Origin of the sequence: Leptolyngbya sp. Cla-17 (assembly GCF_016807185.1) — a bacterium.
Taxonomy (GTDB): Bacteria; Cyanobacteriota; Cyanobacteriia; order Leptolyngbyales; family Leptolyngbyaceae; genus ULC077BIN1.
The window spans coordinates 2,080,480-2,093,782 of sequence record NZ_JAEVYN010000001.1; the positions used below are offsets into that span (position 1 = coordinate 2,080,480).

Here is a 13,303-nt window from a genome sequence, read left to right on the forward strand (position 1 = left end):
CCCCTTCAGTCGTTGATGGTTCGTGTGATTATGTCAAAGCGTGTTCAATTAGTTCTTAATAAAGACATCAGTAAACTAGGTAAGTCTGGCGATTTAGTAGAAGTTGCTCCCGGCTATGCTCGAAATTATTTGCTACCCCTAGGTTTGGCAGTTCACACGAGTCCTGGTGTACTAAAGCAAGTAGAGCGTCGCAAAGAGCAGGAGCGCATACGTCTTGCAGAATTAAAACAGCAGTCTGAGTTGATCAAGAAAGCGATTGAAGCAATGCAAACGATCAGTATTGCTAAGCAAGTAGGTGAAAACGACGCAATTTTTGGAACGGTGACTACTCAAGAAGTGGCAGATGCAATTTTGTCACTGACGAAACAAGAAGTCGATCGCCGTACAATCACAATGCCTGATGTTCATCAGCTAGGGGCTTACACAGCAGAAATTAAGCTTCACCCTGAAGTGTCAGCAACAGTTAAAATTCAAGTCGTTCCTGCTTAGGCGATCGCTTTTATTTAATGGAATCAAAACAGGGTTGGGCAATAGCTCAGCCCTGTTTTGATTCATACCGATCTGCTCTGCCTTAGCACTTTCAAAGTGACCCTTTACGCTCATTACAAGGTCGTGTAGAATAGTACATAAGTATTGAAAAGTGTTTGACGGTCTTAAAAAGCAGACAAAACATTTTTTCCATAGGTAGCGTCTAAGTATTCTAAGCATTAGCTATAAACTCTAAATGTAGTTGGAATTTTCTGCGATCCAACGGTATAGTGATTGGACTGAACTCCTGCTAGTGATGCTTGGCTCAGTTGATATAATGGTTAATCTCTTTTGGGCTACTTGTGATGGTTCAGGAACTCAGCTTTCAGACGTTCAACGATCGCATTCCGCCTCAAAATATTGATGCTGAAGAAGCCATTTTGGGAGGGATTTTTCTAGATCCTGAGGCGCTGGGTCGAGTAGCCGATCTGATTCGTCCAGAAGCCTTTTACCTGACGGCTCATCAAGAGATTTTTCGGGCAACTCTAGCCCTGCAAAACAAAGGGATGCCCACCGATTTGATGAGCGTTTCGGCATGGTTGCGCGATCGCGGCTTGCTGGAAAAGGTGGGAGGCCAGAACAAGCTGATTCAGTTAATTGATCGAACCGTGAGCGCAGTCAACATTGACCAGTATGCTGCTCTGGTGGTCGATAAGCATATGCGACGTAAACTGATTCAGATTGGCGGCGAAATTTCTCAGTTGGGCTATGATTCCTCTCAGGATTTGCCCCAAGTTCTAGATCAATCTGAGCAAAAAGTTTTTAGCATCACGCAAGATCGTCCCCAAGCGGGTTTAACGGCAACTGCGGATATATTGACCCATACCTTTACAGACATCGAAAGCAGATCTCTGGGGATGGTATTACCCGGATTATCCTGCGGCTACTATGATTTGGATGCCATGACCCAAGGGTTTCAGCGATCGGATCTGATCATTGTGGCAGGCAGACCCTCAATGGGGAAAACCAGCTTCGTGATGAATATTGCGCGGAACATTGCGGCGTTTCATAAGCTGCCCGTCGCGATCTACAGCCTGGAAATGTCAAAAGAGCAGCTTGTGCAGAGATTATTGGCAAGTGAAGTACGGATTGAAAGCGGTCGGCTGCGTTCGGGGCGGGTCAGTCAGCAGGAATGGGAACCTTTGGGTCATGCGATTAGCTCCCTGTCACAAGTGCCGATTTTTATTGACGATACGCCCAATATTAGCGTTACAGAGATTCGCTCAAAGGCGCGCAGGCTTCAAGCAGAGCAGGGTGGAGCGTTGGGGCTGATTTTGCTGGACTATTTGCAGTTGATGGATGGTGGCAGTGACAACCGTGTGCAAGAACTGTCCAAAATCACGCGATCACTGAAGGCATTGGCGCGAGAACTCAGCGTGCCAGTAATTGCTCTATCTCAGTTGAGCCGCGGTGTAGAATCACGCACCAACAAACGACCGATGATGAGTGATTTGAGGGAATCAGGTGCGATCGAGCAAGACGCCGACTTAATCATGATGCTGTATCGCGATGAGTACTATAACCCCGACACTCCTGATCGCGGCATCGCTGAGGTGATTATCTCCAAGCATCGGAATGGTCCGACCGGAACGGTCAAACTCTTATTTGAGTCACAGTTTACACAGTTTCGCAACTTGGCGGCTCCCAATCGAATGTAGTCAATTTATAGTTATTGACTGAACTAATTTTCAATCAGGATGCTGTACTAAAGCGTGTAGCCCTCGTTTCAGCCAGGATTCGTATCGCAGCGCTAGAAACGCAACAACTGGCGCTAGGATGCAAGAAATCAGAAACCATTGGGCGATCGCGGATAAATTGGTTTGAAAATGCTCGGTTGCCAAAACCACAAAATCATTATCTAGCACACCGCCAATGCCGCCTTCATAGAAAGCTCGAAAATCTTCGTCGTGGATCAATTTCCAGGAAAACTGAATGTCGTAAAACCAAGTAAAGAAGCCCAGCATTGCGTAAATAGAGCGATCGCCCACCACACGACAAATATAACCGCTGGCAGAAAAATAAAGACAAAGAGCGATCGCCACTAACTCCATCCCGTGTCCCATAAACGTTGAGAGCATTGTATTAGTTGAGGTGCGTAGACACAGGGTATATAGAATCGCAAGTCCAGCCAGTACGCCGAGCAGTCTGGGATAAGCGCGACACCCATAGGCAAACACCGCGAAGCCGAAATAAATCAGCCCAATCACTGCTGGCGACTGCTCAAACACCAACGTAATGCCGCCCCCATAGAGTAAATTCACGGTGGGTAAGGCAGGACGACCAAACAGCCAATGCGTCACTGCATGACCCAACTCATGCACCATTACCAAAAAACCAGTGAACAGCAGCTTCAGCGGACTGATTATCAGCAGAATTGCCAAAATCAAACCTGTGCCCAATGCGCCCCACCCAGAGGAATGAATTGCTCTGGGACTCAAACGGCGTGATCGCTCTGGTACAGCCTTTACTTCAGAAAAAGCCGCCGCCTGACGCTGTGTTCCTTCAGTCTGAAATTCGTCAGCAAAGGGCGAATCTAAAACTGGTGGTAGGGTCAACATTTTGCGCCATGCAAGTTGAGTGGCTCCCAAATACCGTGCATAAATCTCGATCTGAGTGACGCCCTTAGGCTGCCCAGGTTCTAGGGTTTGACGAATGCAGGCGATCACCGCTGCTTGCTCTGGAATCTGATGCCCTTCCAATAGCACCCGCAAGCAGGATTGCCGTCGCTGCACTTTTACCTGAATCTGAGGATCTGGCAATGCTTCTTCTAGTAACGCCGCGATCTCCTGGTAATCCTCGTGATTCGCCAATTCTGCCTCATTCCGCTGCGCCATCTTTTTAACCCGTACCACCTGCGCTATTTTATTCTGGCTGCTTTTTGCATCATTGTTCGGAATAATAGAACGAGCAGCCCTTGTACTGAGTTTTAGCAATTCTTATGGTCACGATTAACGACAACTACCTCAAGCTCAAAGCGGGCTACTTGTTTCCAGAAATTGCGCGCCGAGTGAATGCCTTTGTCGAGGCCAATCCCGATGCGAAAGTAATCCGACTGGGAATTGGCGATGTCACGGAACCCTTACCGGAAGCCTGCCGCACAGCGATGATTCGAGCTGTGGAAGAAATGGGCGATCGCAACGGCTTTAAAGGCTACGGTCCTGAACAAGGCTATGGGTGGCTGCGTGAAAAAATTGCCCAGTTTGACTTTCAATCGCGAGGTTGTGACATTGATGCCTCAGAAATCTTTATCTCCGATGGCTCTAAGTGTGACTGTGGCAACATCCTCGATATTTTTGGTGACACGAACACGATCGCCGTTACCGATCCCGTTTATCCCGTCTATGTTGATACCAACGTCATGGCAGGGCATACAGGCGATGTGAACGATCGCGGCGAATATGGTGGCTTGGTCTATTTGCCCATCTCCGCAGAAAACCACTTCACCGCCAGCATTCCCTCCGAAAAGGTAGATTTGATTTATCTCTGTTTCCCTAACAATCCCACAGGAGCCACTGCCACACGAGAGCATTTACAAGCCTGGGTTAACTATGCCAAAGCCCACGGTTCCATCATTTTCTTTGATGCCGCCTACGAAGCATTTATTACCGATCCAGAGTTGCCACACTCAATTTACGAAATTGAAGGAGCGCGCGACTGTGCGATCGAATTCCGTTCTTTCTCCAAAAACGCAGGGTTTACGGGCACTCGATGCGCCTTAACCGTGGTTCCCAAAACGCTCATGGGCAAAGCCGCAGACGGCTCGGATGTATCGCTATGGCAGCTGTGGAATCGTCGTCAATCCACCAAATTTAACGGCGTGTCCTACGTGGTTCAAAGAGGTGCGGAAGCGGTTTATTCACCCGACGGGCAAAACCAAGTTCAGGCATTAGTGCGCTTTTACATGGACAATGCTCAGATCATTCGCAATCAGTTGACTGCGGCGGGAATTCAAGTATATGGCGGCGTGAATGCACCTTATGTGTGGGTAAAAACGCCCCATAATCTGTCTAGCTGGGATTTCTTTGATAAACTTTTGAATACCGTCAATGTGGTAGGCACCCCTGGCTCTGGGTTTGGTGCCGCAGGTGAAGGGTATTTTAGAATTTCTGCGTTTAACAGTCGCGAAAATGTGGAAGAGGCGATGCGACGCATCACTGAAAAGTTCAAAGTTTAGATTTCATTTTGAAGAATCAGACATCCGGGGCAGGTTTTCCTGCCCTAAAGCCTTGAATTTTGGGTAGTGCTAAACAAGTAAGGCTGCGTTGTAGTGGTGGATGAAGTACCAAATGGCACCAATATGGTTCTCCAATTTCTTGGAAAAGGATAATGTCTTCCTGACTAAGCGCGATACCCGTTGCCGTAAGGTGCAGTTAAACCGCTCAATATAGCTAGTTTTGCCACTCTCCTTGCCCACACTGTGATGGCGTTTACTAGGAAACACCTGATTGTAAGCGGACCAGAAATCGGTGTAGGAGACGGCACACTGTCGATACACCGCTGGCAATGCATCCCATAATCCTCGTGCGCCATCCCGACTCCGCTCACCGACATACACCCCGACAATTTCTCGCGTTTCGACATCTAATGCCAACCAGATCCACTGCTTGTTATCTTTTTTGCCGACAAACGACCACATCTCGTCGCACTCGATGGTTAAGCGCCCCTTTTTTTAGCCCGCACATTCACTTGACGGGGTACGTTCTGATATTTCGCGTTGACATAGCTTTGCAGCCAAGTTTCTGAAACACCTGCTACTCTGGCAATCCCAGCTAAAGGAATCTTCTCTAGCATCAATTTGTCAATCAGAGTTTTAGTGGTCTGATCAATTATTTTGTTTTGGGGGTCTTGAACGAATTGTCTGCCACAGTCGCGGCACTTAAAGTTCTGTTTGCCGTTATGGATTTTGCCATTTTTGACTGTATGGCTTGAGTCATACCAATTTAAACAGTATTCAAGGCAGATAGGGCATCCAGGATAAAGGAATAACCTGTGAGAGAAGCAATTACTTGTGGTGTTAACTCAGCCAGGAGTTGATCGATTTTGACTTGTAGTTGGTCGAGCGTTTTGAACGCAGCCCACTTCAAACTTGCCTTGAGATGTTCCCACAACCTCTCAATAGGATTTAGCTCAGGGCAGTAAGGCGGTTGGAATAACAAGATGATGTTCTCTGGCACCACCAACGCTTTACCCTTGTGAAACCGCCCGTTATCCACTTGCAAGACGTTCAGACTATCCGGATAAGCGTTGGAAAATTCATTCAAGAATCGTTGATAACACTCGGTATCAACATGAGAAAATTGCAGAAAAAAGGACTCTCCCGTGGCAGGTTCAACCGCCCCGTAGAGCCAGAACGCTTTGAACAACCACTGCCACTGCCCAATCGGTTTGATGCCACACGCCGTGATCAATCGTCCCATCAGAGTATGCAGTCCAAAACGACTCTCATCCTGAGCAAAATAGCGAATGGGACGTTCATCCTGCCCCCGGTGGCGAGCATACTGACTCAGCAAGCTGAGGTCGCCCTTGAGGTTTGCTTAAAAGCAGATCGCTGTTCACTATCCTGCTGGCAATTTTGAGGACGAGCAACCTTTAGCTTGGCTTTGAGCCGATAGCGGGTCATTTGGTAGACCGCGTGATACTCCGCTTCTACTCCCAAGGTTTCTGCCAACCACTGTTGTACTGCTCCATAACTTTGAAAGCCGTGTCTCTGTCGTAACCGCTTTGCCAAAGCATCCTCTGCCCATTGGGGTATCACTCGCACTCCCCCCGGCGATTTCTTGATTTCTAGCATCGCCCCCACTCCTCCAGTGCGATACATCAATAGCCAGCTTTGCACCGTGTTTCGATGTTTCCCGACCGCTTTGGCAATCGCACTAATGCTCGGCGCATTCTCTTGTTTCAACCAGTAGAGCACTTGCAATCGTTCTTTAGCGCTTGGCGTTTCGGCTTGCCGCAACTGTTGAGCTAAGTCATCCAAACTTTCTTTCACGTCTATTGACGTTACACCTGCCATGACTAGACTCTCCAAACAACTCCGCTCAGTCTAGTCCATTTGCCGCTTACTCAATTTAAATTGGGTATCACAAGCAGGATACGGAGGCTGAGCAACTGACATAGATTGATGGAGTTAACTTTGTCCTCTCTATCCTTACATCTTTAGGACCACCGAATTTTGAAGAAATCGCTTCAAGCTGCTGTTCAGTGACTATAAGCTGGGAACCAGAGCAATGCGCCCAGCATCCATCTCTGCCATTAGCAGTTCGAGCGCTTCAAAGTCTGAATCCGAAATATGCCCTAATCGCGTTAGTTCATAATTAATTTCATTTTCAATGTTGCAAGTTAGCCTTTTGACATGAAGGGCTTCTTCAACCAACTTTCGGATCATGCTGATATGATTCATGATTCTCTACAGAACTCCACTCAAATATTGTCTTCTACCTGATAAAAGTGGTGCGTGATCAGGGTTTGAATGCTCAGTGATCTAAATCACCAGTCCACAAGGGCCGAATTTTAAGTGCTATTGATAGGCACTTTAGAGGATGAGAAAAGCCTTTTACACAGCATCAGGACGCAAGATCTGGTATAAACCAACAAATACTTAAGTATTATCTTTTTCTACCCGCTAATCTTCTACATGCCACCTATGGATATCAAAGCGCTCATTCGCGAAGTTCCAGATTTTCCTAAACCCGGTATTTCCTTTAAAGACATCACTACGCTACTAGGCAATGCAGATGGATTGCGATATGCGATCGCTACCATGGCAGAGCATTGTGCTGATTTGGCTCCTGACTATGTGGCTGGCATGGAATCGCGGGGCTTCATTTTTGGTACTGCACTCGCTTGCAAAATGGGCGTAGGGTTTGTTCCCATTCGCAAACCGGGCAAGCTTCCTGTTGCTGTGCATTCGATTGAATATGCCTTGGAATATGGCACCGACAAGCTAGAAATTCATCAAGATGCGTATCCTGCTGGGTCTAAAGTGCTGATGGTGGATGATCTGATTGCGACAGGCGGCACGGCGGGGGCGGCGGCAAAACTGATTCAGCAAGCAGGTGGCACATTGGTCGGCTGTGCATTTGTGATTGAATTGAAAGATTTGAACGGACGGCAGCATCTGCCAAACGTGCCCATCATTACGCTAGTGGAGTATTAGGATGGGTGCCTGCTGTTCAGTATCAGGGAATGAATGTGTGTGAATAAGAGTGTGTGAATAACCGCTAGACTTAAGCCAATCTATTGCAGCAAGATGCTTCACGTTAGTTATTTAGAATCATGAGTACATCGTCTCCAAAACGGATGGCATCGGGCTTTGATGGGGTGGTAGCTTTTTTCACCAGCGATACCTTTGCGTATATTGTGAAGCGGGTTTTGCAGGGATTGGTGACCCTGCTACTGGCATCACTGCTGTGCTTTGCATTGATTCAGCTTGCTCCTGGAGATTATCTCAGCACGCTCAAAGAAAACCCAAAAATTTCACCGGAGCGAATTGAACAGCTTAAGCGACAGTTTGGGTTGGATAAACCGTGGTGGGATCAATATTTGCGTTGGCTGTGGCAGGTGATTTCGCAAGGCAATTTTGGCACCAGTTTTGTTTACAACCGTTCGGTGTCGTCGCTACTGTGGGAGCGGGTGGCAGCGACTCTGCTACTGGCGATTTCGTCGCTGATTATGACTTGGGCGATCGCGGTTCCCATGGGCATCATTGGTGCCGTCAATCAAAATCGCCTGGTCGATCGCATCTTTCGCGTCATTAGCTACATCGGACAAGGTTTTCCTAGCTTCATTGCCGCATTATTACTGCTGATCTTTGCCCAAAATACTGCTCCGCTGTTTCCCGTGGGAGACATGACCAGCATTGATTTTAATGACCTGACCCTGTTGGGCAAAATCCGCGATATTGCATGGCATATGGTGCTGCCCACCTTGGCGCTCAGCATCACCAGCTTTGCAGGACTCCAGCGGATTATGCGGGGGCAACTCTTGGATATTTTGCGACAAGACTACATTCAAACTGCCCGTGCTAAAGGATTGCCAGAAAACCGAGTGATTTACATTCACGCGCTGCGAAATGCTATTAATCCGCTGATCACTCTACTAGGATTTGAATTTGCAGCCCTGCTAAGTGGCTCTTTTATTACTGAGTACTTTTTTAATTGGCCAGGGTTGGGACGCCTGATTTATCAGGCTTTGCTGGCGCAAGATATTTACCTGGTGATGGCAAGTTTGATGATTGGTGCCGCCATGCTGATCGTGGGCAACCTACTCGCTGATCTGCTGTTGAAAGTGGTTGATCCACGCATCAAATTAGGATCTGACGATTGATGATTGGCAAATGTAAAACTAAACTATTTCCTACAGAAACCCGGCGCGAACAAAATATTTTCTATAGGGATACACTACCAAACAAAACTCTTCCCCAACACCATCTTCCTTTGCCTTCTGACCACTACCCCCTAACCCCTATATGATTTCTCAAACTTACTATTTAGTGCGTTCTAGGGCAGATGGGCAATATCTAGTAGCCCGCCCGCATCGCAGCGAGGGCGATCGCACTCCGGCAGATCCCGGATTTCTGCTCCTGTTTCAAGAACATGCGGACGCTCTGAGCTATCTCAACACCCATGCGAAAGAGCTAGCCGATCGCTTTGCGGTGGAAACAACTTCGGGAAATCAGTTGGGAGGCGTTCTGAAGCGTTGGGGCTTTACAGGCATTGGTATGGTGCAAGATCCACTGTTGCCCAAGGTGGAATTTTTAATGCGGTGAAGGTCGTCCATGGATATGTCTCAGGTCATTCCGATTCTGTCAGTAGCGATCGCGAGTTCTACGCCATTGGTGTTTGCCTGCATCGGTGAAACGATTGCAGAACGGGCAGGAGTGATTAATCTATCGGCGGAAGGCACGATTTTACTCTCTGCCATGACGGGCTTTGCGATCGCCAAAACTACTGAAGGATTGGGAACGACCCCTAGTTTGCTGCTTGGGTTTGCTGGAGCAGCGATTGTCGGGGCGCTGATCGCGCTGATTGTGGCATTTGGGGCATTGACGCTTAAACAGTCACAAGTTGCGATCGGGTTTGTGTTAGCTCTTTTGGGTGCAGATTTATCGTCGTTTCTGGGCAACCCATTTGTTCGCATTCCTGGACCGACCGTTCCCAGCTTCAAACTTCCGTTTTTACAGGATATTCCGGTGTTTGGTGCGCTGTTTTTTCAGCATGACTTGCTCGTCTATGCCAGCTATTTACTCGTTGGGTGTGCGGTGATTTACTTTTACCGCACTCGTTCTGGCTTGATGCTCCGGGCGATCGGAGAGCAACCCGCTGCCGCCTTTGCCCGTGGCACGAATGTGATATTGATGCGCTACTTCTACACCCTATTTGGAGGCGCACTCATGGGAATTGCTGGAGCCGCTTTTTCCTTGGACTTTAAAGCGGGCTGGAGTCATCGCCACACTGCGGGATATGGCTGGATCGCACTGGCGATCGTGATTTTTGGCGGCTGGAATCCATTGCGGGTAGCCCTGAGTTGTTATTTATTTGGTATTTTGCAATCGTTAGCCAGCGTGGCACAAAGCACAATTCCCAATATGCCAACCCAGGTCTTTACGGTGGCACCTTTTGTGCTGATGATTTTGTTTCTGGTGTTGTCGTCCAGTGATGGGTTAGAGCGATTGCTTAACCTGTTGCCGCCTAGAATTGCTCGTGCAGCCGGTCAAACGATTCATAGCACCCCTCCAGCGGCATTAGGTAAACTATTTGAGCAAGATTAATTAACTGGCCGCTTGAATGAACAGGCGAAAGAGACGCAATCCGCGACTTTCCCAAAATGTCTGCAAAGACTGCTCTTCATAATCAAATCACCCCGCTTGCCCGTAAGCAAACGAGATGTTTCATTAGCAATGCCATCATTTCGACCCATCCCTAGATGCCTATCCCAGCGAAATTGCATAAGATTAGGGGAGAACTCTTTAAAGTTTTGTTTGAATTAAGCTAAGCTCCGCGTGATTTCGCAATGACTGTAATTAAAACTCGCCAATCAATTCAATATTCTGACAAGACACTGCTAAGAGCAGATCGGGCAATGCGGTGTGCTCCGTTTCGGTTGAGGCTGTTTGCGACGATGATTCAGCAAAGCGTGGCTTTAGGCGCGATCGCTCATCTGACGGGTGTTCAAAGTCAATACACTGCAAGCCCTTTGTTGGAATTACGAGTAGAATCTGAATTACTTTGGCTGATTCAAGTCGGGTTGCTGCGACGCGAGGTGGATGGACAAGGGTTAACAGATAGTTTCAGGGTGACTCCGTTAGGACGGCTACTGGTAGATAAATGGCAGCACAATCAAGGAGTGAAGCGTTATTCACCCACATTCAGCGATCGCTTATACAATGCAGTGCTACGCTGGTTTCGATTGCCCATCTAAGTTATCCAGGCAAACCCTTTGAGATCGATCCTTGCTAATTGTGCAGATAACCTTTCTGCCCACACCCTTAACTAAACCGCGTGGAGGTTCTCAATGAAAGCCATGATGGTAGTGGGAACAACTTCCCATGCAGGTAAATCTCTAATCACGACTGCAATCTGCCGCATTTTAAGCCGTCGGGGCTGGCGGGTTGCACCCTTTAAAGGGCAAAATATGGCGCTGAATGCCTATGTCACCAACAGTGGGGGTGAAATTGGGCATGCTCAAGCGGTGCAGGCATGGGCAGCCGGAATTATGCCGACGGTTGAGATGAACCCGATTTTGCTGAAGCCTCAAGGAGACATGACCTCCCAGGTAATCATGAAAGGTAAATCGGTAGGTCGAGTCGGTGCTAGCGAGTATTACGAGCAGTACTTTGAATCCGGCTGGCAAGCGATCGAAGATTCTTTCACTCGACTAGCAGAAGATTACGACATGCTGGTGTGTGAGGGCGCGGGTAGCCCAGCGGAGATCAACCTGAAGCATCGCGATTTAACCAATATGCGAGTGGCAAAGCGGCTGAACGCGCCCACCATGCTGGTAGTGGACATCGATCGCGGTGGTGCTTTTGCTCATGTAGTTGGCACGTTGGAACTATTAGATCCCGACGAACGGGCGTTGATTCGGGGCGTGATAATCAATAAATTTCGGGGGCAGCGTTCTATTTTGCAGCCCGGCATTGATTGGCTGCAAGAGCGCACAGGCCTTCCGGTGGTCGGTGTGATTCCTTGGCTCGATCAAGCTTTTCCCGCCGAAGATTCGCTCAGTTTGATGGATACGCGATCGCCTAACACGACGAGCGATATCAACATTGCCGTGCTGCGTTTGCCCCGCATTTCCAACTTCACTGACTTCGATCCCTTAGAAGCTGAACCCAGCGTTTCCATAAAGTATATTTCTCCCAAAACCTCTTTGGGTCACCCCGATGCCCTGATCATCCCTGGCTCTAAAACCACCATTCCTGACTTGCTTGTGCTGCACAAAACAGGCATGGCAGAAGAAATTCAAAACTACGTAGCAGCCGGAGGAACGGTTCTAGGCATCTGCGGTGGCTATCAAATGCTAGGGAAAATTTTGGCAGATCCAGAAGGAATTGAAGGGCAGGAAGGTCGCTATAAAGGCATCGGGTTGCTACCGCTAAAAACCGTGATTGCAGGGCAAAAAATAGCACGCCAACGAACAGTTACCTCTAACTATCCGCAGGAAGGGCTGCCGATAACAGGCTATGAAATTCACCAGGGGCGATCGCGCTTGATGGAAGAAGCCACGGGAGTCGATGCCCTATTTGATGATGCCAACTTGGGCGTTGTAGACGAAAGTCGTTCTGTTTGGGGCACCTACCTGCACGGTCTTTTTGATAACGGTCCTTGGCGACGCGCTTGGTTAAACCGTCTTCGGCAACAGCGCGGCTTAAAATCGTTGCCCACTGGCGTTGCTAACTACCGCGAACAGCGTGAAGTCCTGTTGGACAGCCTCGCCGATGCAGTGGAACCTCATCTGAACCTGACACCGTTTTTGCCCCCAGAATGAGAGATGTGTATATTCGTGCAGAAAAGCCAGACGATGTAAGCGCTATTTACCAAGTGAATAGCGAGGCATTTGGGCGCGAGAATGAAGCAAGTTTGGTCAATCAACTACGAGGTGCTGCCTCTACGTTTTCATTTGTTGCCATACAGTCTGATCAAATTGTTGGGCACATTTTTTTCAGTCCAGTTACGGTTCGTGGGGGTTCCAGCAATTTGTCGATTCTTGGGTTGGCACCGATCGCGGTTTTACCCAATTACCAGCGACAAGGCATCGGCTCGTTGTTAATCCAGCAAAGTTTGAAAGCGTGTAGCGAGTCAGGACAGGATGCAATCGTAGTATTGGGCGATCCAAAGTACTACTCGCGGTTTGGGTTTATTTCCGCCAGCACCAAAGGCTTGAGATGTGAATACGATGTACCCGATGAAGCGTTTATGGTGTTGGAGTTAAATAGTGGAGCCTTGCAAGACTGTACTGGAACCGTGCAATATCGATCAGAGTTTAAAGTGTGTGAGTAGCGATCGCTCGATAACAATCCGAATGAGTGCTTTATGAGTATTAGCGTGAATTTTTTGCCCGATGATGTGACGGTTGAGGCCGAAGTCGGAGAACCGTTGCTAGAGGTTGCTAGCCGCGCTGGCGTAGCAATTCCCACAGGATGCTTGATGGGTTCCTGTCATGCCTGCGAAGTAGAACTGGATGATGGACGCAGCATTTGCAGCTGCATCAGCAGCATTCCCCTAGGGCGATCGCACCTCACCGTCACCCTGTTTTCCGATCCAACCTGGTGACG

16 protein-coding genes are annotated in these 13,303 nt (G+C 48.4%); 11 read left to right on the plus strand and 5 right to left on the minus strand.

Going from position 1 to position 13,303, the window contains the following annotated elements:
- The first annotated feature begins 30 nt into the window (after positions 1-30).
- Both rplI and dnaB read left to right on the plus strand, forming a co-directional pair.
- Positions 31-489, plus strand: coding sequence for a 50S ribosomal protein L9 (rplI, locus tag JOY44_RS09260; RefSeq protein WP_171573301.1), 459 nt, complete (start codon positions 31-33; stop codon positions 487-489).
- Positions 490-833: 344 nt separating this feature from the next.
- On the plus strand, positions 834-2,186 hold the full coding sequence (gene dnaB / locus JOY44_RS09265) for a replicative DNA helicase (RefSeq protein ID WP_171573302.1): 1,353 nt from the start codon (positions 834-836) through the stop codon (positions 2,184-2,186).
- Between the two features lie 30 nt (positions 2,187-2,216).
- On the opposite strand, the gene JOY44_RS09270 is transcribed toward dnaB, so the two are convergent.
- A complete protein-coding gene (locus tag JOY44_RS09270) occupies positions 2,217-3,362 on the minus strand; it encodes a hypothetical protein (protein ID WP_203031958.1) in 1,146 nt (381 codons plus the stop codon).
- Positions 3,363-3,466: 104 nt separating this feature from the next.
- On the opposite strand from JOY44_RS09270, the gene JOY44_RS09275 reads away from it, so the two are divergent.
- Complete coding sequence (locus JOY44_RS09275; protein ID WP_171573304.1) at positions 3,467-4,702, plus strand: LL-diaminopimelate aminotransferase; 1,236 nt, start codon at positions 3,467-3,469, stop codon at positions 4,700-4,702.
- Between the two features lie 69 nt (positions 4,703-4,771).
- On the opposite strand, the gene JOY44_RS09280 is transcribed toward JOY44_RS09275, so the two are convergent.
- From JOY44_RS09280 to JOY44_RS09295, 4 genes are all read right to left on the minus strand, one after another.
- Positions 4,772-5,490, minus strand: a protein-coding gene (locus JOY44_RS09280; RefSeq protein WP_197985172.1) for an IS1 family transposase whose coding sequence is annotated in 2 segments (ribosomal slippage) — positions 4,772-5,196 and positions 5,196-5,490 — 720 coding nt in all. Because the reading frame shifts where the segments join, the coding sequence is not laid out codon by codon here.
- A complete protein-coding gene (locus tag JOY44_RS09285; protein ID WP_171572047.1) occupies positions 5,469-6,038 on the minus strand; it encodes an IS630 family transposase in 570 nt (189 codons plus the stop codon). The genes JOY44_RS09280 and JOY44_RS09285 overlap by 22 nt, the downstream gene beginning before the upstream one ends.
- Positions 6,032-6,541: a helix-turn-helix domain-containing protein gene (locus JOY44_RS09290; RefSeq protein ID WP_171573305.1), complete on the minus strand. Its 510-nt coding sequence runs from the start codon at positions 6,539-6,541 to the stop codon at positions 6,032-6,034. The genes JOY44_RS09285 and JOY44_RS09290 overlap by 7 nt, the downstream gene beginning before the upstream one ends.
- Positions 6,542-6,733: 192 nt before the next feature.
- Entirely contained in the window at positions 6,734-6,928 is a 195-nt protein-coding gene (locus tag JOY44_RS09295) for a hypothetical protein (protein WP_171573306.1), read from the minus strand.
- A 243-nt stretch (positions 6,929-7,171) separates the two neighbouring features.
- On the opposite strand from JOY44_RS09295, the gene JOY44_RS09300 reads away from it, so the two are divergent.
- From JOY44_RS09300 to JOY44_RS09335, 8 genes are all read left to right on the plus strand, one after another.
- Positions 7,172-7,684, plus strand: a complete 513-nt coding sequence (locus JOY44_RS09300; RefSeq protein WP_171573307.1) for an adenine phosphoribosyltransferase — start codon at positions 7,172-7,174, stop codon at positions 7,682-7,684.
- 119 nt (positions 7,685-7,803) lie between these two features.
- On the plus strand, positions 7,804-8,853 hold the full coding sequence (locus JOY44_RS09305) for an ABC transporter permease (protein WP_171573308.1): 1,050 nt from the start codon (positions 7,804-7,806) through the stop codon (positions 8,851-8,853).
- Positions 8,854-8,995: 142 nt separating this feature from the next.
- Positions 8,996-9,295 carry a hypothetical protein gene (locus JOY44_RS09310; protein WP_171573309.1) on the plus strand — a complete coding sequence of 100 codons (300 nt, stop codon included), beginning with the start codon at positions 8,996-8,998 and terminating at the stop codon, positions 9,293-9,295.
- A gap of 9 nt (positions 9,296-9,304) precedes the next feature.
- On the plus strand, positions 9,305-10,297 hold the full coding sequence (locus JOY44_RS09315) for an ABC transporter permease (RefSeq protein ID WP_171573310.1): 993 nt from the start codon (positions 9,305-9,307) through the stop codon (positions 10,295-10,297).
- Positions 10,298-10,539: 242 nt separating this feature from the next.
- Positions 10,540-10,947, plus strand: coding sequence for an Npun_F0494 family protein (locus tag JOY44_RS09320; RefSeq protein ID WP_171573311.1), 408 nt, complete (start codon positions 10,540-10,542; stop codon positions 10,945-10,947).
- A 93-nt stretch (positions 10,948-11,040) separates the two neighbouring features.
- Positions 11,041-12,516, plus strand: coding sequence for a cobyric acid synthase CobQ (cobQ, locus tag JOY44_RS09325; RefSeq protein WP_171573312.1), 1,476 nt, complete (start codon positions 11,041-11,043; stop codon positions 12,514-12,516).
- Positions 12,517-12,521: 5 nt separating this feature from the next.
- On the plus strand, positions 12,522-13,028 hold the full coding sequence (locus tag JOY44_RS09330) for a GNAT family N-acetyltransferase (protein ID WP_171573313.1): 507 nt from the start codon (positions 12,522-12,524) through the stop codon (positions 13,026-13,028).
- Positions 13,029-13,061: 33 nt separating this feature from the next.
- A complete protein-coding gene (locus tag JOY44_RS09335; protein WP_171573314.1) occupies positions 13,062-13,301 on the plus strand; it encodes a 2Fe-2S iron-sulfur cluster-binding protein in 240 nt (79 codons plus the stop codon).
- The last annotated feature ends 2 nt before the right edge of the window (positions 13,302-13,303 follow it).